General features: G+C 60.1%; 16 protein-coding genes. 7 read left to right on the top strand and 9 right to left on the bottom strand.

Annotated features, from left to right (window positions below; genetic code table 11):
• Positions 1-8: 8 nt before the first annotated feature.
• Complete coding sequence (locus tag J7447_RS22745) at positions 9-1043, bottom strand: iron ABC transporter substrate-binding protein (protein ID WP_055659755.1); 1035 nt, start codon at positions 1041-1043, stop codon at positions 9-11.
• A gap of 342 nt (positions 1044-1385) precedes the next feature.
• Here J7447_RS22745 and J7447_RS22740 point away from each other — a divergent pair, with 342 nt between their 5' ends.
• The 3 genes from J7447_RS22740 (at position 1386) to J7447_RS22730 (ending at position 6259) form a co-directional block, all read left to right on the top strand.
• Complete coding sequence (locus tag J7447_RS22740; protein ID WP_209171037.1) at positions 1386-3026, top strand: Cache 3/Cache 2 fusion domain-containing protein; 1641 nt, start codon at positions 1386-1388, stop codon at positions 3024-3026.
• A gap of 474 nt (positions 3027-3500) precedes the next feature.
• Positions 3501-4595, top strand: a complete 1095-nt coding sequence (locus tag J7447_RS22735; RefSeq protein WP_209171036.1) for an HD domain-containing phosphohydrolase — start codon at positions 3501-3503, stop codon at positions 4593-4595.
• Positions 4596-4801: 206 nt separating this feature from the next.
• The gene (locus J7447_RS22730; RefSeq protein WP_023002861.1) at positions 4802-6259 is read left to right on the top strand and encodes a PAS domain-containing methyl-accepting chemotaxis protein; all 1458 of its coding nucleotides are present in this window, start codon (positions 4802-4804) and stop codon (positions 6257-6259) included.
• 101 nt (positions 6260-6360) lie between these two features.
• Here J7447_RS22730 and J7447_RS22725 read toward each other — a convergent pair whose 3' ends face one another.
• The 3 genes from J7447_RS22725 to J7447_RS22715 are packed head-to-tail and all read right to left on the bottom strand — an operon-like array spanning position 6361 to position 10003.
• Positions 6361-7383 carry a substrate-binding domain-containing protein gene (locus J7447_RS22725; RefSeq protein WP_228872690.1) on the bottom strand — a complete coding sequence of 341 codons (1023 nt, stop codon included), beginning with the start codon at positions 7381-7383 and terminating at the stop codon, positions 6361-6363.
• Positions 7384-7439: 56 nt separating this feature from the next.
• Entirely contained in the window at positions 7440-8468 is a 1029-nt protein-coding gene (locus J7447_RS22720; RefSeq protein ID WP_023002859.1) for an ABC transporter permease, read from the bottom strand.
• On the bottom strand, positions 8465-10003 hold the full coding sequence (locus tag J7447_RS22715; protein WP_031270191.1) for a sugar ABC transporter ATP-binding protein: 1539 nt from the start codon (positions 10001-10003) through the stop codon (positions 8465-8467). Before J7447_RS22715 ends, J7447_RS22720 begins: the two co-directional genes overlap by 4 nt.
• Positions 10004-10141: 138 nt before the next feature.
• Between J7447_RS22715 and mtnK the strand changes: the two genes are divergently transcribed.
• The 4 genes from mtnK to J7447_RS22695 are packed head-to-tail and all read left to right on the top strand — an operon-like array spanning position 10142 to position 14187.
• Entirely contained in the window at positions 10142-11404 is a 1263-nt protein-coding gene (mtnK, locus tag J7447_RS22710; protein ID WP_209171035.1) for an S-methyl-5-thioribose kinase, read from the top strand.
• Positions 11401-12510, top strand: coding sequence for an S-methyl-5-thioribose-1-phosphate isomerase (gene mtnA, locus J7447_RS22705; RefSeq protein WP_075283981.1), 1110 nt, complete (start codon positions 11401-11403; stop codon positions 12508-12510). Before mtnK ends, mtnA begins: the two co-directional genes overlap by 4 nt.
• A complete protein-coding gene (locus J7447_RS22700; RefSeq protein ID WP_209171034.1) occupies positions 12507-13526 on the top strand; it encodes a sugar-binding transcriptional regulator in 1020 nt (339 codons plus the stop codon). Before mtnA ends, J7447_RS22700 begins: the two co-directional genes overlap by 4 nt.
• Positions 13519-14187: a class II aldolase/adducin family protein gene (locus J7447_RS22695; RefSeq protein WP_075283982.1), complete on the top strand. Its 669-nt coding sequence runs from the start codon at positions 13519-13521 to the stop codon at positions 14185-14187. Before J7447_RS22700 ends, J7447_RS22695 begins: the two co-directional genes overlap by 8 nt.
• A gap of 13 nt (positions 14188-14200) precedes the next feature.
• Here J7447_RS22695 and J7447_RS22690 read toward each other — a convergent pair whose 3' ends face one another.
• From J7447_RS22690 to J7447_RS22670, 5 genes are all read right to left on the bottom strand, one after another.
• Positions 14201-14704, bottom strand: a complete 504-nt coding sequence (locus J7447_RS22690; RefSeq protein ID WP_023002853.1) for a DinB family protein — start codon at positions 14702-14704, stop codon at positions 14201-14203.
• Between the two features lie 22 nt (positions 14705-14726).
• Entirely contained in the window at positions 14727-15386 is a 660-nt protein-coding gene (locus tag J7447_RS22685; protein WP_139314252.1) for a carbonic anhydrase, read from the bottom strand.
• A 206-nt stretch (positions 15387-15592) separates the two neighbouring features.
• Positions 15593-15970 (bottom strand): hypothetical protein, encoded by a 378-nt coding sequence (locus tag J7447_RS22680; RefSeq protein WP_023002851.1) that lies wholly within the window; start codon positions 15968-15970, stop codon positions 15593-15595.
• Positions 15971-16089: 119 nt separating this feature from the next.
• Positions 16090-17847, bottom strand: a complete 1758-nt coding sequence (locus tag J7447_RS22675; RefSeq protein WP_209171033.1) for a diguanylate cyclase — start codon at positions 17845-17847, stop codon at positions 16090-16092.
• Positions 17848-18047: 200 nt separating this feature from the next.
• Positions 18048-20045 (bottom strand): protein meaA, encoded by a 1998-nt coding sequence (locus J7447_RS22670; RefSeq protein ID WP_209171032.1) that lies wholly within the window; start codon positions 20043-20045, stop codon positions 18048-18050.
• Positions 20046-20138: the final 93 nt, after the last annotated feature.

Here is a 20138-nt window from a genome sequence, read left to right as displayed (position 1 = left end):
TTTGCCGGTCAGGGAGCCCGCCCCTTTGCCCATTCCAGCAGAGTGTCGAGCTCTGCTTCACTCAGGTCCACATGATACCACAACTTATAGAAGTCGGCGGTTTCCTGACGCAGCTCCCCATCCCAGAGTTCGGGATAGAATAGGCCTGCAAGCCATTTCAAACCCATCATCCGATTGACGGACGGCGGCCTGTCGATCCAGCCGAAAGGGGCCGTTGGCGACAGGAAAACCCGGCCTTCACGTACCGCGGCAATGCCTTGCCACAGGGGATCCTGCCAGACAGCTTCATAGAAGCTACGATCCCACGTCACGATTGTGTCCGGGTTGGCAACGATAATCTGCTCGGGACTTGCCTGCACCAGTCCGTATTGCCCGGGCACATCGGCAACGTTGCGCCCACCGGCCTTTTCGATGATTTCGGTGTTGATCGAGCCTTTCAGGCCTGTTTCAAGTCCATCCGCCCCACGGGCGAGGTAGACACGCGGCCTGTCCGCCTCGGGCACGGCACCGAGTGCCGACGTCAGCGCGGTGAAGGTTGCCTCGACATCTGCGGCCAGAAGATCTCCACGCTCCGGAACGCCAAGCGCCTCGCCCACAAGACGCAACGCGCCGGCGGTTTCATCGAACCGACCGTTGACCAGGAGATAGGGAATCCCTGTCTGTTCCTGCACACGGTCGGCAAGATCGATATAGGTATCGCGGACGGACCCGAAATCGATGATCAGATCGGGTTTCAGGGCAAGAACCCGCTCCAGGTTTGCCTCCCCGCCACGCCCGGTCAGGCGGCCGGTCTCGGGCAGGTCCCGAAAGGCTTCGGCGATGAATGGCTTCTCGTAGTCCCGCAGCGCTCTCGGCCAGCCGAGCAGCGCTTCCGGTTTGAGCGCATAGACGAGAATGGACGCCGGAGGCCCGGCAGCAAACACCCGGGTCACCGTATCCGGGATCTCGACCGTACGACCCGCGGAATCGGTAACGCTTCGCGCCAGGACGGACGTCCCCGAAATGCAAAGCAGGAAAAGGCAAATGGCGGCCAGGCGCGTCATGTTTCCTCCAGCATTCTTTTAACTGACCGAGGGTTTCTGTTCATTTCAGTTCAGCTTCAGGAAAGCGACAAGACAGAAACTCCATCGGTACAGAGATGGATCACGCGGAGAAAATACACAAAAACAACATAAAATGCAGCCCTTTCACGGAACTATGAAACGCTCACTAAACTGTGATTATCACTGCTATTTTTACGCGAATTTTCTTTCATTCTTAATTTACGCAAATCGACAAAGATGATCCCAATTATGACCTTGGGGGAAATGATGAAGAAGTTCTTGTCCCGATTAAGCGTGACTTCGACGCTCGCAATTATTTCTGCCAGCGTGCTTGGAATATCGATGATTGTTGTGGGCTTTATCCTGTATCAGGTCGCCCTTGGCCAGGCGCAGGACCGTGCCCAGGTCAAACAGGAAATCAACCTTCGCGTGGCCGCGACGCTGTTTCAGGACCGCATCGACGGTGCAAAGGTCACCTGGGACGCGAACAGCAACGTCAAGCGGATCGAACTGGCCGAAATGCCGGTGTTCGAAAACCATGACATGATCGACGCCGTCGGGCGCATGACAGGTGAAACCGCGACTGTTTTTGCCTGGGATCCGGAAACGAAGGATTTCTGGCGCAAGACCACCAACATCATCAAGGGTGACGGCAAGCGTGCCGTCGGAACCCAACTCGGCCAGAACGGCGCGGTTTATCCTGTCGTTACCCAGGGCAAGACCTTTCACGGGCAGGCCACCATTCTCGGCAAGGACTACTTCACGGTTTACCAGCCGATCTTCTCATCCAAGGGCGATATCCTCGGCATCCTTTATGCCGGCGTGGAAAAGGCCGCAGTCGAAGCCAACGCATGGGAACTGACCAGCCGCTACGCGATGCTGGTGCTGCCGGTTGTCGCCGTTTCGGTGGTCCTCCTGATCCTCGCAATTCGCCGCCAGCTGCGTCCGATTACACGCCTTGCGGAAATCACGGACCAGATTGCGCAGGACAATCTCGCAGACGAAGTCCCCTTCAAGGAACGCTCCGACCAGATCGGCACGCTTGCCCAGGCCGTCAGCACCCTGCGTGACAGGGCCGTCGAGCGGATCGAACTGACCGAGCACCAGCGCACGTCCGAAGCTGCGGCGATCGACCGCCAGAACCGTGTTCAGGGTCTGATCGAAACCTTCCGGACCAATGTCTCCAACGTGCTCAACTCGGTCAACGAAACCGTTCATGGCCTGGAAGGCACCGCGGGACACCTCTCCGACCTGTCCGGCCAGAGCGCCTCAAGCGCGACGGAAACCCTGAACTCCGCCGATGAAGCAACATCGAGCGTTCAGACCGTGGCCAGTGCCGCGGAAGAACTCTCTGCGTCCATCAGCGAAATTTCCCGCCAGGTGGCCCAGACGACGGAAGTTGTTGGCCGGGCAACCGAAGGCACCCGCATGACCAACGAAAAGGTGGAAGGCCTTGCAGCCTCCGCCTCCAAGATCGGCGAAGTGGTAACGCTCATCCAGGCGATTGCCGAGCAGACAAACCTGCTGGCCCTCAATGCCACCATCGAAGCTGCACGCGCCGGGGAAGCCGGCAAGGGCTTCGCGGTCGTCGCAGCGGAAGTGAAGGAACTGGCCACCCAGACCTCCAAGGCGACCGAGGAAATCAGCGCCCAGATCACCGCCATTCAGGATGCGACCAAGGACTCGGTCGGTGCGATCGCGGAAATCACCAAGATCATGGAAGAGGTGAATTCCTACACCAGCACCATCGCGGCAGCCGTGAGCCAGCAGGGCTCGGCCACCGGCGAGATTTCGCAGAACGCCCAGAATGCCGCCGAAGGCACCACCTTCGTGTCGTCCTGCATGTCGGACCTTTCCAGTGCGGTCAATCAGACGTCGCAGGCTTCCCAATCGGTTCTGGACGCATCGGAAATGCTGTCTTCGCGCACGGAAGAGCTGAAACAGGAAGTGGAAACATTCCTGAACGGTGTGGCAGCCGCCTGAGGCAACCAACCATCGACAATTTATCTTGTCAGGAAGGCGCGGACATCGTCCGCGCCTTTTCGTTTTCGTTTTCGGCATCCGGTTTTCGCTCAGAACTCTCCCGACATCAGAGCCCTGCGTCGCGGCAATCAGCCTCCAACCACGTTTATCCAGAAACCGCACAGGCCAGCCCGCCCGGCACGTTGGTGAGCGCAGGAAACGTCGAGCACCTGAAAAGGCGAGACTTTCAGCCCTGCAACCGTCACGCAGCACTTTTCGCGTAGCCAAAACTTTGCTGCACTGCACACGATTATTTACCAAGTGCCTTTAACGTTTACAGTCAGGCCAATTCACACATGCGGTTAAAGGGAAGTGTCCGAAGCAAAAATTACTCGGCATCCTGCGTATTTTTACTTGGCAGATTTACTAAACCTTTTTTAGGTTTTTTCTACAATCCTTGATTTCAACCAAAATTGTTTCAGATGCCGATTGATCATGGTTCAAATTTTAGTTGCGGCAGTGGATTTCGGAAATTTTCCATCGCGTTTCGCCAGAATCGCGACCCTCTACCCGACAAAACGAATTGCCTTCTCCCGCGCCAACCTGAGGGACATCAAGCCCCGCTCGCTGCTTCTTGTCGACTTTCTGGACCTTGGCACTGACCACATCGAAATCCTTCGGGATTTTTCGAGAAGCGGCCAAACGGCGCCGACGCTCGGCATCGTTGACACAAAAAGCAGACAGAGCGTGCTGCAGGCGCGCGAGCTCGGCTTCTACAATCTGATCGATCGCGAGGAAAAATTCGCGACACTGTTCGAAAAAATACGCGAAGTGGTTGGCGACTATTCCAAACCGACGCTGCCCAGCCGGTATTCGGAGAAAATCGTCAAGTCGGTTGAAACCACCAGCATGGGCTTGAACCTGATGTCGGCCGCAGCCCTTTCCGGCGCTCCCCTGCCCATGCAGCTTCTGGCAACCAACGCCCAGGACATCACCTCGGTCATCATGACGGACGGTCTCGACAGTTGGTTGAGTGCGGTTCAATGCCACCACAGCCACACCTTCTGCCACACGATGATGGTCGCCGGACACACGGTTTCGTTTTCGCGTGCACTCGGCCATTCCGAAGCGGAGCAGACAATTCTCGGCCTGGGTGCGCTGGTGCACGACCTGGGCAAGGTCAAGATCCCGCTTTCCATCCTGGACAAGCCTGGCAGGCTGACCCTGGAAGAACGTGAGCTTGTCAACAAACATCCGCTCTTTAGCCGGGAGATGCTGGCAACGCGCCAGGAAGTTCCAAAGCAGGTTGTCGAGATGGCGCTGTGTCACCATGAGTTTCTGGACGGAACCGGGTATCCGGATGGCCTCAAGGGCAATCAGATCTCGCAAAGGGTCAGGCTTCTGACGATCAGCGACATCTATTCCGCCCTCACCGAAAAACGAGCCTACAAGGACAGCCTCAGTCCGCGCCAGGCCTTTGCAATCATGTTCGAGATGAAGGGCAAGCTCGACATGGACCTGTTGCGAAAATTTAGAACCCAGGTGTTGAGCTCGGAATTCGGCCGTGTCCGGCGGCAGGCCAGGGCCTGAGACCTGGGAAAACACCCCAAGGCTGCAGCGCTAAATTCGACACCGTCTCAGGATTGCGCGATCACCTATTTGTGTTGTCAAAAATAGCTATATCGTCCGACTAGAAAGGGTCATTGAAACTCTTTCTTCAGTTTCCCCTACGACAATATCTCCCCCTACAGAGGCAAAAACCGGGAGTAAACAAGGTGCTGTTTTCAGGGTCGAACATGTGGAAAGCCGCCTTTGATGCGCTAAACCGCTCGCAGGCCATCATCGAGTTTACACCCGAAGGCACGATCCTGACTGCCAATCCCAATTTCCTGAAAGCGATGGGCTACGCCCTCAATGAAGTTCAGGGAAAACCTCACAGCATGTTTGTCGACCCCGCCTACGCGGCATCGGCAGAATACAAGGCCTTCTGGAAAAAGCTGGCGCAAGGCGAATTTCAGACCGCCGAATACCTGCGCTACGGCAAGGGCGGTCGGGAGGTCTGGATTCAGGCCTCGTACAACCCGATCCTCAACACCGCCGGCAAGGTGGTCAAGGTAGTCAAGATCGCCTCGGACATCACCGAGCGCAAGCAGAAGAGCGCCGATTTTGAAGGCCAGGTCGAGGCGATGAACAGGTCGCAGGCCGTGATCCATTTCGACCTCGACGGCACGATCCTCGACGCAAACGAAAATTTCCTGTCCGCGATGGGTTACTCCCTCGATGAAATCAAGGGCCGTAAACACAGCATGTTCGTCGAAAAGGACCATGCGGCGAGCACGGAGTACCGGCAGTTCTGGAAGAATCTCGCCGAAGGCAAATTTCAGGCGGGTGAGTTCAAGCGCATCGGCAATGGTGGGCGCGAAGTCTGGATCCAGGCAACCTACAATCCGATATTCGATTCCGCCGGTCGTCCCTTCAAGGTCGTGAAGTTCGCGACTGACCGCACTCCGCAAGTCGTCGAAAGACGTCGCCGCGCGACCGTTCAACAGGGCATCGACCAGGATCTTTCCGAAATCGCCACGGCCATTTCCAACACGACGGAACAGGCAACAACTTCCGCATCAGCGTCCGAACAGACCTATTCCAGCGTGCAGACTGTCGCGGCGGCGGCAGAAGAACTTGTTGCCTCGATTCAGGAAATCAGCCGCCAGGTCCAGACCGCGCTTGAAGTTTCGCAAAGCGCTGCGACCGAGGCCGAGCGGTCAAGTGACATCATGAGCGGGCTGTCTGAGGATGCAAAGACCATCGGTTCGGTAATCGAACTGATTGACGGCATCGCCGACCAGACCAATCTCCTGGCCCTGAACGCGACCATCGAGGCCGCAAGAGCTGGGGAAGCCGGCAAGGGCTTTGCCGTTGTTGCCTCCGAAGTGAAGAGCCTCGCCGCGCAGACAAGCAAGGCAACCGAAGAGATCTCCAACCAGATCGGCTCCATGCAGGAGACGACCGGTCAGGCAGTTGCCGCAATCGAATCGATCCTTGCGGTCATCAAGAATGTCGGAGACATCGCCGCCAGCATCGCATCCTCGGTCGAGGAGCAGTCGGCGGTTACGAACGACATATCCTCCAACATGCATTCAGCCGCCCAGGGCGTGGAACGGATCACCTCCAACATGCAGTCGATCTCCTCGGCAACTGCCCAGATAGACGCCGCGACCAAGAACGTTAAGCAGGCCTCGCAATCCCTGATGTGAACACGGGACGCGTAATCTGACATCACGCCCCGTCCCTGCCAGACAAAAAAACCCGGTGCCAACGCACCGGGTTTTCTTTTGACGGGTTATTGAACCTGGCCTTAGCGCGCCGGAAGCGGGATCCACTCGGCAACAGAAACATCCGCATGCTGGAACTGCGGCATCTTCTGGCCCAGCTCTTCCATGTTCTTGACGTCCTGCTCGTTCAGGAAGTCCTGGGTGATCAGGGTCGGCGGCACGACAACCTGCTTGCCCGGGTCTTCACCTGCCAGCATCAGCGCCAGCGTGCGCACGCTGACCTCACCGACAACCGCCGGGTTGGTCGCGACCGTAGCCGCCCAGGCGGAATCCGGCTCGCGCATGGCGGAGATATCGGCCGTGGAAACGTCTGCGGAATAAATGGCGATGTCCTGGTTGAGACCGGCTTCATCGACCGCGATCTTCACGCCTTTGGCAAATTCATCGTAAGGGGCAAAGACGACATTGATGTTCGGGTTGGCCTGCAGCACCGAACGGGCCTGGTTGGCAACGGAGTTGGCAATCGGGTTATCCAGCGTGCCGAACATGGCCGCTTCCGTGATCCCCGGATTGGCTTCCTTGACTTCCTTCCAGGCGACGTCGCGGCGGTCCAGCGGTGCGATGCCCGGCACATAGACATAGCCGGCGGTAAAGCTGTCGCCATTGTCCTTGATCGCCTGTTCCAGGGCCAGCTTGCCGAGCAGATAGTCGGACTGTTCGATCTGCGGGATCGCATCGTTTTCAACGTTGACGTCGAAGGCGACAACCTTGATGCCCGCATCGACGGCGCGCTGTGCGGCGGCCTTCATGGATTCGGTCAGGCCGTGCTGGATGATGATGCCGTCGACACCAAGCGCGATGGCCTGATCGACCATGTCGGCCTGAAGGGCGGCATCCTGACGGCTGTCGAGAACACGCAGATCAACGCCAAGGGCAGCTGACTGCTTTTCAACACCCGAAAGATAGGACTGGAAGAAGTCACCGGTGGACAGATAACGCACCAGCGCGATCTTGACCTCTTCCGGCTTGTCGAACGGCGCCGGCATGTCGGCTGCAAAAGCCGCTCCGCCGGAAAGCCCGATCCCGGCGGCAACCGCCAGCTTCATGAATTCACGTCTCAGCATTTGTTTTCCTCCCAATGGAAACGGCGCCATTCAGGGCGTCACGCTGTTCTCCGGCCCCCACGTCGCGAGGACAGGTAGAATGTGAAGACAAGGGCGGCGACCAACACGGCGCCCTTGACGAAATCCTGCATGTAGTAAGGAGCGTTCATCATCGTCAGCCCCTGAAGAAGAATGCCGACGAACAGTGCCCCTGCCGCCGTGCCGAAGGCGTTCGGGCGGGCAGCGCCCAGTACCGCGAAGCCGATGAGGGCTGCGGCCACGCTGTCGAGCAGAAGGTTGTTGCCGGAGGCGATGTCACCGCGGCCAAGGCGGGCAGCCAGCAAAATGCCGCCAACCGATGCCAGCATGCCGGAAATCATGTAGGCCACGATCTTGTAGCGCTGCACGTTTGTGCCGACCAGTTCGGCAGCCCGTTCGTTGGAGCCGATGGCATACATCAGGCGGCCATGGCGGGTGTACCCCAGGAACAGCCAGATCAGCAGCGCGATCAAAAGGAACACCACCACCGGCACCGGCAGCAACCGGTCCAGGAACAGGTCGAACCGGTGCCGACCGAGCCACAGGAAGGCCGCGGAGAACGTTCCCTCCGCAACGACGCCCTCGCCCAGGCTCATCCCGGTCGCAATCGAATTGCCCTGGGTCGGAATGCGCTGCAAACCGATGAGAAGGAACATCATGCCGAGCGTCGCCAAAAGGTCCGGCACCCGCATCTTCACGATCAGGAACCCGTTGATCAGCCCGACGACCGCCCCCATCACCAGGCAGAGTGCAACCGCGACAAAGGCGGATTGCTCCAGCACCACCATGGAATAGGCGGACAGCATCAGCGCCGAGGTTGCGACCGAGCCGATGGACAGGTCGAACCCGCCCACCACAAGCGTACAGGTGACACCGAGTGCGAGAATGCCGGTAATGGCCACCGACTGCAGGATGAAGACTGCCGAACGCGGGCTGGCAAAGCCGCTGGCATAGAGGCTGAAGAAAAGGGCCAGTCCGCCGAGTAGGACGAGGAAGCCGTAGCGGATGGCAAGTTCGAGCGGGTTCTTGTTCATTGTTCCGGTATTCATCCTGCCATTGCCTGCGTTGCTGGCTCGCTCTGCCCCTGCCCGCCTGCGGGCCCCGAGACATCCGCGACCAGACGGTTCAGGTCGACGTTCTTGTTGATGTATTCGCCGACGATGGCGGCCTCGTGCATGACGACGATGCGGTCGGCGATTTCCAGGGCCTCGTCGATTTCCGCCACGAAGACGAGCGTCGTGCGCCCTTTTGCGGTCTGCCGGATGTAGTGGCCGATGTCCCGCCGGGCGCCGATGTCGACACCCTGGAAAGGTTCGTCCAGCAACAGCACGCGGCTTGCCTGCAACAGCCAGCGGCCGATCATGACCTTCTGCTGGTTGCCACCCGACAGGGTGTTGATGCCGTCGCCGTTGCCCTGACAGACGATCCCGATCTTGCCGATCATGTCGTCAGCAGCCCGGCGTTGACCGCGTTCGCTCAGGAAAGAGAACCGGCTGAATGCCCCCAGGAAAGGCAGTGTCATGTTGTTGGCGATGTCGAAGTCCGGCACCACGGCGTTCACGCTGCGGTCCTTTGGCGACATGAATACACCCTTGGCGACGGCGTCTTCCGCACTCTTCGGAGTGTAGGCCTTGCCGTCCAGGCGCAAGGTGCCGCCGGCCGGTTTCGCAAGTCCAAACAGCACTTCCGCCAGTTCCGTGGTGCCGCTGCCGAGCAGACCCGTCAGGGCAACCACTTCGCCTTCGCGAGCAGTCAGATCGATCTGCGGGCCATTTTCGTGTAGGCGCACACCATCGACTTCCAGGATCGGATCGCCGCCGGCAACCGGATCGATATCGACCTCGGTCATCTGGTGGCCAAGCATGGCGTTGACCGCGCCGACGTAGTCCAGAGGCTCTGTCTCGAACAGGCCGGAAATCGCCCCGTCTCGCATGGAAACGATCCGGTCGGCCACGCGGCGGATGTCCGACATGCGGTGGGAAATATAGAGAATGGCGACACCTTCCGCACGCAGCCGGTCAATCAGCGCGAACAGGCGGTCGGCTTCGGAAGCGGACAGTGATGAGGTCGGCTCGTCCAGAATGAGCAGCTTCGGCGCGCGGGCCATGGCACGTGCGATCGCGATCATCTGGCGGTCGGCAACCTCCAGATCCGCAACACGGGTGCGCACGTCCATCGTCAGACCCATGCTCTCGGCAACCTTGCGGGCCTGCCGGCGAAGTTTCCTGTCGTTGACGAAGAAATCGGCGCCCGGTTCGGTCAGAAGGTCCAGCGTCAGGTTGGTGGCAACATCGAGATCCGGAATGACACCGTCATCAATGGACTGGTGAACGGTCACGACACCCTTTGAGATGGCATCGGCCGCATCAAGCGGCTTGAAGGGGGCACCGGCCAGCTCGATCTCGCCGGCATCGGCAAAATGATAGCCGCACAGGACCTTCACCAGCGTCGACTTGCCGGCACCGTTGGCTCCCATCAGCGCCGTGACTTCGCCGGCGCGCAGCTCCAGATCGATCCCCCGAAGCACGTGGTTGCGCCCGAAGGACTTTTCCAAGCCGCTCAATTTACAGGTGACGTCTGGCACCTTTCCTCCCGATATTTTTGCGAGTTCCTCCCCCGCTTCTCATCGTTACAACACGCTAAATAGGCATTTGTCAACTGTGTTGACTTTTGAATAATCTTGACCATTATCGGGGCAAAATAGGGAGGAACAAGACCCAAGATGGACACGCCAGACCTCTATCGGCCCCTCACGCCGGAAACGCTCGGCGAAAGACTTTCCGGCATTTCCGCCGTTGCGGACAGGATCGGAGCAGACCCGTCTGACTGGACCGTTCGCGAAGTTGGCGACGGCAACCTGAACCTCGTCTTCATTGTCGAGGGCCCCAAAGGCACGATCATCGTCAAGCAGGCGCTGCCCTATGTGCGCCTGGTCGGCGACAGCTGGCCGCTGCCGCTTTATCGTGCGCTTTACGAGAACCATGCGCTTGTGCGACAGGCCGCCCGTGATCCGGGCGCGGTACCGGAGGTCTACCACTTCGATGAGGACCAGGCGCTGATCGTCATGGAATTCCTCTCACCGCACAAGATCCTGCGGCGCAAGCTGATCGATGGTGAAAAGGTTGCAGGGCTCGGTGCTTTCCTTGGCACCTTCTGCGCCCGCACCGCGTTTCGCGGCTCGGAACTGTCCATGAAGAGCGCGGACAAGAAGGCCGATGTCAGCCTGTTCGCCGGCAACGTGGAAATCCCTGCAATCACCGAAGCGCTGGTTTTCACCGATCCTTATTATGCTGCTGAAATGAACCACCACACGGAAGGTCTCGACCCCGTTGTGGCAGACCTGCGCGCCAATGCCGAACTGAAGGCAAAGGTGCAGCGGTTCCTGATGAAATTTGCCTCCAACACCGAAACCATGGTGCACGGCGACCTGCACAGCGGCTCCATCATGTCCACGGACAGCGACAGCCGCGTCATCGATCCCGAATTCGTGCAATACGGCCCGCTCGGCTTCGACATCGGCATGCTGACGGCCAACTTCCTGATGGCCTATTTCAGCCAGCCGGCCCATCGCAGCGCGGAAACACTCGACGATTTCCAGGAATGGGTTCTGTCGGTCATCGCCGAAACCTTCTCATCCTTCGAGGCCGAGTTCACCCGCCTCTGGAACACCGAGCGCACCGGCATGCTTTACCCGGCTTCCCTATTCGAGGATCAGGGGCAGGCATCGGACTTCGCATGTGCGGGCCTCCTGCAGGAAATCCGCAACGAGGCCATGGGCTATTGCGGTATCGAGATGCACCGCCGCACCCTGTCGCTCGCCCACAATGCCGACTTCGAGGAAATCGAGGACAAGCAGCTGAAGCGCCGTCTGGAAACGCGCAACCTGCTGATGGGGGCCGACCTCATCCTGTCGCCAGAAAGTTACGGCTCGACCGATGCGCTCGTGAAGCTTGCGCGCCAATTCAACAAGAAGGACATCCCATGAAGGTCAACGGCACTCATTACCGCTCGCTCTGGTGGGATGACGACAAGGCTGCCCTGCAGATCATCGATCAGCGCTGGCTGCCGCACGAATTCCGCATCCAGCAGGTCGACACACTTCAGGACTTCGCCGACGCCATCGTTGAGATGCGCGTGCGCGGCGCGCCGCTCATTGGTGCAACCGCTGCCTACGGCATGGCACTGGCCGCAAAGATCGACCCGTCCAATGCGCATCTGGACACGGCCTGGGAGTTTCTCGACAAGACCCGGCCGACGGCCATCAACCTGCGTTGGGCGCTTAACCGCTGCCGTGCGCACCTGCTCCCGCTGCCGGAAGCCGACCGTCCCGCCGCAGCGCTGAAGCTCGCGCACGAGATTTCCGACGAAGATGTCGGCATCAACCACAGCATCGGCCAGAATGGTCTTGAGATCATCCGCAAGATCGCAGCGGGCAAGAAGGACGGAGAGCCTGTCCGCATCCTGACCCATTGCAACGCCGGCTGGATTGCGACCGTGGACTGGGGCACGGCGACGAGCCCGATGTACCAGGCCCATGACGCCGGCATTCCGATCCATGTCTGGGTGGATGAAACCCGCCCGCGCAACCAGGGCGCCCTCACCTCCTGGGAACTGGGCAGCCACGGCATTCCCCACACCTACATCACCGACAATGCCGGCGGCCACCTGATGCAGCACGGCCTTGTCGACATGGTCATCGTCGGAACCGACCGCACCACACGCCGCGGCGACGTCTGCAACAAGATCGGCACCTATCTGAAGGCACTCGCCGCCAAGGCCAACAACGTGCCGTTCTACGTTGCCCTGCCTTCACCGACCATCGACTGGACGGTAGATGACGGCGTTGCCGAAATTCCGATCGAGGAACGCCAGGAACGCGAAGTCACGCACATCCAGGGCCTGACGGACGACGGCAAGATCGGCGTCGTCCAGGTGACACCGGTTGGCACGCCCGGCGGCAATCCTGCCTTCGATGTCACGCCGAACCACCTCGTCACCGGCCTGATTACCGAACGCGGTGTCTGCGAGGCCAGCGCCGAAGGCCTTGCCGCCCTCTTCCCGGATCTCAGCAGGATCGCCAAGAGCGCATGAGCCCTGGCCCGACCAGTTCCCGGCCAACCGGCACCAGGGCCGCGGCACCCTCCGCGGCCACCAGGGCGCGCAGCCAGGACGATGCCATCATCGAAGTCACCTGGTGCTACTACCAGGAAGGCATGAACCAGAACGAGATCGCCGAACGCCTCGGCATTTCGCGGGCGACGGTCGTCAACTATCTGTCCGAAGCGCGAAAACGCGACTATGTCCGCATCACACTGGATACGGACATCTTCCGCGACCACGACCTGGCGCGCCGTCTCGTCGACCGGTTCGGTCTGCAGGACGCCATCGTCGTTCCGACATCCCCCGCCGGGGCAGACCAGTCCCTTGACCGGGTCACCCGGGTGGTTGCCGACTGGCTGCCAGGCCTGCTGGAACCGGGCGACCGGCTTGGCGTTGCCTGGGGCGAAACGGTCTACAGGGTGGCGGAGGCCGCGCCGCGGGTGACGGTTCCGGACCTTACCGTGGTTCAGCTGGTCGGTTCGCGTCCGGCAGCTCTCGGCTTTGCCGCGGAAACCTGCTCGGCAACGCTCGCCCGCCGCTATGGCGCGCACTGCGTCAACCTTCATGTGCCGCTGCTCTTGTCCAACCGGGCGTTGGTGGAAGAACTGAAGCGGGAGCCGGTGATCCGCATGCAGCTTGATGCGGTAGCCGACTGCAACAAGACCATCTTCGCCTGCGGCACCTGCACGGCAGACAGCCACGTTGTCCATACCGGCCTGCTTGACCCCGCCGACGTTGACCCATGTGCGGAACGTGGTGCTATCGGCGTGATCTGCGGCCGCCTGATCGACCACGACGGCAACGGTCTCAACCGGGAAATCGAGGACCGGATGATTGCCGTGACGCTGGACCAGATGCGCGGCAAGGACATGGGCTTGCTGGTCGGCTCCGGCCCGGACCGTGCCAGACCGATGCTGGCCGCCCTGCGCGGCGGCTACGCCACCCACATCGCCACCTGCTCGGAAACGGCGACGGAAATGCTCAATCTGACGGAAAACAATGCTTAAGACGCCTTATCAGGACACTCCCGAACTTCGACAGGCCATCATCGATTCCTGCAAGGAGATGAACAGCCGCGGTATCAACCAGGGCACATCGGGCAATATTTCCGCGCGCGCAGGCGACCGGATGATCATCACGCCCTCTGGCGTGCCCTATGACCGCATGACCCCGGAGATGCTGGCCTCCATCCCGCTGGACGGCGACAGCGCTTTCGAAGGGCCCCTACCACCTTCAACCGAATGGCAGTTCCACCTTGCGCTGCTGCGGGCAAAGCCGGACATGCACGCAGTCGTGCACGCCCACCCGGTCCACTGCACCGCGCTGGCGATCAACCGGATGGAAATCCCCTCCTGCCATTACATGATCGCGCTCTTCGGTGGTGACACGGTTCCCCTGGCGGGCTACGCCCTCTTCGGCAGCGACGAACTTGCGCGGGAAGTGACAGACGTCATGAAAGACCGGCAAGGCTGCCTGATGGCCAACCACGGTGCCGTGGTTGTCGGCGAGACCCTTGAAAAGGGCCTCTGGCGTCTTGAGGAACTGGAAGTCCTGGCCAAGGCCTATATCCTCAGCCGGACGATCGGCTCGCCGCACATTCTCTCGAAATCCGAGATCGACGCGGTGCTTGGCGCGGTGAAGAACTACGGAATGAAGACGGAAGTCTGAACAGGCTTCCCCGTCACACCAGATCGGGCATGAACGGCAAATCGGTTACGCCGATGTCATGCCCGGCCTGTGTCAGCAGTGTCGACACCTGGCCGCGATGATGGGTCTGGTGATTGAACATGTGGGTGACAAGCATCCAGCGCGGCCGGGACCGGGGAATGCCGTCCTGGCCGCTTGTCCATTCCAGATCCTCCGCCAGCCAGTCGATGGTCAGCCACTCGGCAAAGTCGGAAATCTGCAGGCACATGTCGAAATGGGCGGCTTTCAACTCATCGAAATTCTCGAAGAGATCAACGCCCATGCCCTTGATTTCGTATTTACGGCCGGTGAAGCGGCTCATCCAGGCCCTGTCGGCAAACAGGATGTGGTTAAGCGTGGAATGCACGGACCGGAAGAAGGCACCCCGGTCGGCCTTGCGGTCTTCATCGCTCATGAGATCCGCTGCCGCATAGACCTTTTCGGTCATCCAGCTGTTGTATTTGGCCATTCGGCGATAGAGCACCGGATCGACGAGCATGACGTCCCTTTCCTTGCAGCGCTTATCCCGCCGTGGCGAGAGCCTCAGGGGCTGTCGTGGAGAATCTCTGTGTTTCGGCGTCCATGACCCGCAATTCGCCGGACCCGATGTCGAACCAGGACCCGTGCAGGCTGAGTGACCCCGCCGAAACGGCCGCCTCGATGAACGGGAAGGTCATCAGGTTCTTCAGCGACTGGCGGATACCGGCATATTCCATGGCAAGCTGAGGATCGTCAGCCTTGTCCACCGGCATGCAGGCCATCGCGATTGCCGCCGGCTCCAGCAGCTTGATCCACCGGCCGATGAACTGACCTGTCGCCATCGGCGCATTCGCGTTTTCCCGGAACGCCTTCACGCCGCCGCACTGGCCGTGTCCCATGATCACAATGTGCTTGACCTTGAGCCCGTTGACCGCGAATTCGATCGCGGCGCTGGTGCCGTGCTGGCCTTCCGTATCCTCGTAAGGCGGCACCAGGTTGGCAACGTTGCGCACCACGAACAATTCGCCCGGACCGACATTGAAGATGCCTTCCGGCGTGACCCGGCTGTCGCAGCAGGAAATCACCATCACATCCGGCGTCTGACCATAGACCGCCAGGCGTTCATGGGTTTCCTTGTATCTGACGAACCCCTTGTTGAGGTAACGGCCGTAGCCTTCGAGAAGATGTGCGGGGAAAGTCAAACTCAAGTCTCCAGCTCTTGTCACCCGGGATCAGCCACCTGCGCCAGATATGGGCAGGCTTGCCAACCGGAATGGCGGCACCTGGTACTGCATCCCGAAGGACGCGCACCTGTGCACGAACGATAGGGGATCTCCCCTGCCGGCCATAGATACGGGTTAATACGTAACGAGCCAAGTGACTTCAACCTTTTGGACGACTTCGCCCGTCAGGTCGCGACATTCACCTCATGGGGCGGCTCACCGTCCTCGTGATCCTCATAGGCATGACGGACGTTGTCCGCGGGCATCCTGTCCACAGGTCCCCGCAAGGGGTGAACCGGCCCGTGATCAATGCCCGGTTCCATGACCTGCAACGCGACAGCCCGATAGGCGGCTACGCCATCCAGCACATGATTTACGGTGTGATGATCGTCAACAAGAACTGCCGGAGTGTCCTCGGACATCCCGGTTTCATTTTCATGGCGCTCTGCGGTGTCACGCTTCTTTCTGCGGTCGTAACCGGTGCCGTCACCGTCACGGTCCGCGGGGTACTCTGTCGCATGCGCCACGACCTGGGCCGATTGCGGCCTTTCGATCGTCGCCATTCCGGCCTCCTGGCCCTCAGAGAATTGCCGCCTTCTGGCGGAACCCGCCAATTGTTTCAACAAAGGGTTAACAAAACTTTACGTTAAGTTAACCCTCGGTTTCATCAATAGCAACGGCGTCAGGCCGACTGGGACCGAGGGGTCGGATAGTCGACACAGACCCGGTTGCGACCCGACGATTTGGCGATGTAAAGCGCCTGATCCGCCCGGGCGATCGTGTCTTCGACATCACGATCATCAGCCGTGACTTCCGCCAGACCAATGCTGACCGTGACGGAGATATTGCCAACGCCGGCATCCACGGTGAGGGCTGCTATTCTCAGCCTGATGCGCTCGGCCAGGACCCAGGCCCCGTTTGCGTCGTTTTCCCTCAGCAGGAGAACGAATTCTTCACCGCCGAACCGGGCAGCCTTGTCGGTCGAACGGATTTCTTCAACGATGGCATCCCCGATGGCCCGGATGACGTCGTCACCGGCCCGGTGCCCGAATTGGTCATTGACGGTCTTGAAGTGGTCCGCATCGATCATCAGCACGCTGAACAGCCGGTCGTGACGCTGGAAGGTCGCAAAGGCATCTTCCGCAAATGGCTGGAACGCGCGCCGGTTCAGAAGGCCCGACAGGGAATCGTGTTCCGCCAGCGTTCTCAAGGAGCGGATGTCGGCTCCCAGTTGCCGGTTCCGTTCCTCACTGGACCGTATGTTGCGGCTGTATTCGTCCTTCAGAACCGCCAGCATGTCCCGGGCTGTCCTGGCGCTTTCTTCCACCGTACCGAGCCGGCGCAACAGCGATCTGAGGGAGGCAGACACCTGCGAAAGCTCCCGGAACCCGTGCAGGCGCGGAACTGTCGTTTCCTTTTCGTCACGCCCGATCCTGTCCAGCGCCGAGACCAGGCCGAGAAGCGGCTGCGAGATGGTGCGAGACGCAAGCCATGCCAGCAAAGCGGAAAGACAGGCAACGGCAAATCCGATCAGAAAGATATTGCGAACCAGAGCCGCCACCCGAGCGGACACGACGCTGACCGGCTGCTGCACGGCAACTTTCCAGCCCAGCCCCGGATAATCGCCAAGGCCCGAGGTTTCGACTTCCGCGACCACCATGTCGGGATTGCCGGGATCGTAGGCAGCATTTTCCCGGGAGAGGCTTGTGCCCTCGGCGTCTTCCCCCACAAGCACCGAGCCGTCGCGCGCAAGCACGAAGAGGTCGAGCCCTTCCTTGCCGAGATTGTTTTCCAGAACATCGCGCCGGGTTTCTTCCGCCCAGCTCCAGCTCATGTGCGCGCCAAGCACGCCCGCCAGTTTTCCGTTTTCGTCTTTTACCGGCATTGCCACGTCAACGAAACGAAACGGCGCTTCGTCGGGGCTTGTCCGCAACAGGTGGTCAAGCAACTTGGCAAGATGCACATCCTCGACCGCGGGCCCTTTCAGGCCACTGATGAACCAGGGTCGCTCGGCGACGGATGCGCCCTCCAGCATGCCCTTGGTTGCCGCCACGACCGTGCCGTCGACAGATGCAAAGCCGATCCAGGCATATTGCGGCAGGCTGCGCTGCAGCTGGTCAAGCGTTTCACGGATGATGTCGGGATTGCGGGTCCAGACAGGCTTCAGCAGTTCCATGTCTGCAACGTTGCGCACTTCGCGGTAACGGTCGAACATCGTCTGGTCCAGCCGTTGCGCCATGCTGCGTGCAATCAAGGTCAGGTCCCACCGGTTTTCCCGGATGGCTTCGCCGCGTGCAATCAGCGCCGCACCGAATGCGGCGACCGCGATCGAAAAGATGCAAAGCGAAGCCGCCAGAAGGGCAATCTGCTGGCGCAGACTGGTCCCGTCCCGCAATCCGATGAGGACTGAAGTTATTCTGGAAATTGGCTTACGTATCATCGGATCGTTTCCTGCTTAGACCCGCGCTAAGGGAAACTACTAATGGCCAAGTATAAATAAATCTTGAACCCGCCAGCGAAACCGACGCAGCCACGACTGCGCCAGTTGCAACTGAAAGTTTATCCGAGACTAGAAGAGCGACTAATTTACGCCAATAAATACTTCAATCGGCATTATTGTCACTTTCGACGAAGGCCGGTTCAAGCAGCCTGTTCTGCAAGGTTGCCGACAATCTTCACCACATCGGCCATGATATCGGTGAGCTGGAAATCCTTGGGCGTATAGACCGCCGCAATGCCTTGCGCCTTGAGCTGTGCGGCGTCTTCGTCAGGGATAATCCCGCCAACCACGACCGGAATATCGTCCGCACCGGCTGCCCGCAGGCGGTCCATCACGTCACGCACCAGGGCCAGGTGCGAGCCGGACAGGATCGACAGACCGATCACGTGAACGTCTTCTTCCACCGCGGCGTTGACGATCTGCGCCGGCGTCAACCGGATTCCCTCATAGACCACTTCCATGCCGCAGTCGCGCGCCCTGACGGCAATCTGTTCCGCACCGTTCGAATGCCCGTCGAGACCCGGCTTGCCGACCAGGAACTTCAGCCGGCGGCCAAGTTTCTTTGATACCGCCTCCACGTCAGAGCGGATGTCTGCCAAAGTGCCGGCATTGTCCCGCACGGCCTGGCCGACACCGGTCGGTGCACGGTACTCGCCAAAGACCTCGCGCAGTGTCCGGCCCCATTCGCCTGTGGTCGCTCCGGCCTTGGCCGCGGCAATCGAGGGCTCCATGATGTTGCGGCCTTCCTGGGCGGCGGCTTTCAGGTCCGCCAGCGCGGTTTCGACCGCGGCTTGATCGCGTGCATCGCGCCAGGCCTTGACCTTCTCGACCGCTTCTTCCTCGACATGCTCGGAAACGGTGAGAATGCCGCCGTCCTCCCCGGCGGCCAGAGGCGAAGGCTCGCTGTCCGTCCAGCGGTTGACGCCGACCACCACCTGGTTGCCGCCTTCGATCGCGGCAAGGCGTGCGGAATTGGCTTCCACAAGCTGGCGCTTCATGTAGCTGCTATCGACCGCGGCGACCGCACCACCCATGGCATCGATCCGGGCAAGTTCCTCGCGGGCTTGCGCCTTCAGCTCTTCCACCTTGCGGGTAATTTCGGCCGAGCCGTCAAAAATGTCCGCATAGTCCAGAAGGTCGGTCTCATAAGCAACGATCTGCTGCATCCGCAGCGACCACTGCTGGTCGAACGGTCGCGGCAGGCCCAGCGCCTCGTTCCATGCCGGCAGCTGCACAGCGCGGGCACGCGCATTCTTGGACAAGACCACTGCCAGCATCTCGATGAGGATACGGTAGACGTTGTTTTCCGGCTGCGGCTCGGTCAGCCCGAGGCTGTTCACCTGAACCCCATAGCGGAAGCGGCGATAGCGCTCGTCCTCAACGCCATAGCGCTCCAGGCAGATCTCGTCCCACAATTCGGTGAAGGCGCGCATCTTGCACATCTCGGTAATGAACCGCATGCCCGCATTGACGAAGAAGGAAATCCGGCCGACAGCCTTGGGGAAATCGTCCTCGGGAATGGCACCGCTCGCCTTGATGGAATCCAGAATAGCCACCGCCGTTGCCAGCGCGAAGGACAGCTCCTGAACCGGTGTCGCGCCTGCTTCCTGCAAATGATAGGAGCAGACGTTCATCGGGTTCCATTTGGGCATGTTGGAATAGGTCCAGGCGATGACATCGGTCGTCAGCCTGAGCGATGGCGCCGGCGGAAACACATAGGTGCCCCGGGACAGATATTCCTTGATGATGTCGTTCTGGGTCGTGCCCGACAGCAGTTTGCGGTCGGCGCCCTGTTCGTCGGCAGCCGCTATATAGAGCGACAGCAGCCAGGGTGCGGTCGCATTGATCGTCATGGATGTGTTCATCCGCTCCAGCGGTATGTCCTGGAACAGGGTGCGCATGTCGCCGAGATGAGCCACCGGAACACCGACCTTGCCCACTTCGCCGCGCGCCAGGGCGTCATCCGGATCGTAACCGGTCTGAGTCGGCAGATCGAACGCAACGGACAGGCCGGTCTGACCCTTGGCAAGATTGCCACGGTAGAGCTTGTTCGATTCGGCCGCCGTCGAGTGGCCCGCGTAGGTCCGGAAAATCCACGGACGATCTTTCTCCGGCCGGCTCTCACCCGATGCACTCATGCCACTCATCCTCCTAAGGCGTTCTGCTGCCTGTTTTTTCTTGATTTGGCAGCACCGCGTCAGCCTGTTTCTCCCGAACAGTCAGCAGTGTGC

The sequence above is a fragment of the Labrenzia sp. R5_0 genome, from assembly GCF_017743835.1.
GTDB classification, from domain to species: Bacteria; Pseudomonadota; Alphaproteobacteria; order Rhizobiales; family Stappiaceae; genus Roseibium; species Roseibium algicola.
The sequence above is the reverse complement of the archived record's forward strand: the minus strand, read 5'-3'. Positions and strand labels throughout refer to the sequence as shown.

Bases quoted from the DNA above. Each gene is read 5' to 3' on its own strand.
- J7447_RS22745 (WP_055659755.1), bottom strand. From the start codon at position 1,043: ATGACGCGCCTGGCCGCCATTTGCCTTTTCCTGCTTTGCATTTCGGGG.
- J7447_RS22740 (WP_209171037.1), top strand. From the start codon at position 1,386: ATGATTGTTGTGGGCTTTATCCTGTATCAGGTCGCCCTTGGCCAGGCG.
- J7447_RS22735 (WP_209171036.1), top strand. From the start codon at position 3,501: ATGGTTCAAATTTTAGTTGCGGCAGTGGATTTCGGAAATTTTCCATCG.
- J7447_RS22730 (WP_023002861.1), top strand. From the start codon at position 4,802: ATGTGGAAAGCCGCCTTTGATGCGCTAAACCGCTCGCAGGCCATCATC.
- J7447_RS22725 (WP_228872690.1), bottom strand. From the start codon at position 7,383: ATGAAGCTGGCGGTTGCCGCCGGGATCGGGCTTTCCGGCGGAGCGGCT.
- J7447_RS22720 (WP_023002859.1), bottom strand. From the start codon at position 8,468: ATGAATACCGGAACAATGAACAAGAACCCGCTCGAACTTGCCATCCGC.
- mtnK (WP_209171035.1), top strand. From the start codon at position 10,142: ATGGACACGCCAGACCTCTATCGGCCCCTCACGCCGGAAACGCTCGGC.
- mtnA (WP_075283981.1), top strand. From the start codon at position 11,401: ATGAAGGTCAACGGCACTCATTACCGCTCGCTCTGGTGGGATGACGAC.
- J7447_RS22700 (WP_209171034.1), top strand. From the start codon at position 12,507: ATGAGCCCTGGCCCGACCAGTTCCCGGCCAACCGGCACCAGGGCCGCG.
- J7447_RS22695 (WP_075283982.1), top strand. From the start codon at position 13,519: ATGCTTAAGACGCCTTATCAGGACACTCCCGAACTTCGACAGGCCATC.
- J7447_RS22690 (WP_023002853.1), bottom strand. From the start codon at position 14,704: ATGCTCGTCGATCCGGTGCTCTATCGCCGAATGGCCAAATACAACAGC.
- J7447_RS22680 (WP_023002851.1), bottom strand. From the start codon at position 15,970: ATGGCGACGATCGAAAGGCCGCAATCGGCCCAGGTCGTGGCGCATGCG.
- J7447_RS22675 (WP_209171033.1), bottom strand. From the start codon at position 17,847: ATGATACGTAAGCCAATTTCCAGAATAACTTCAGTCCTCATCGGATTG.
- J7447_RS22670 (WP_209171032.1), bottom strand. From the start codon at position 20,045: ATGAGTGCATCGGGTGAGAGCCGGCCGGAGAAAGATCGTCCGTGGATT.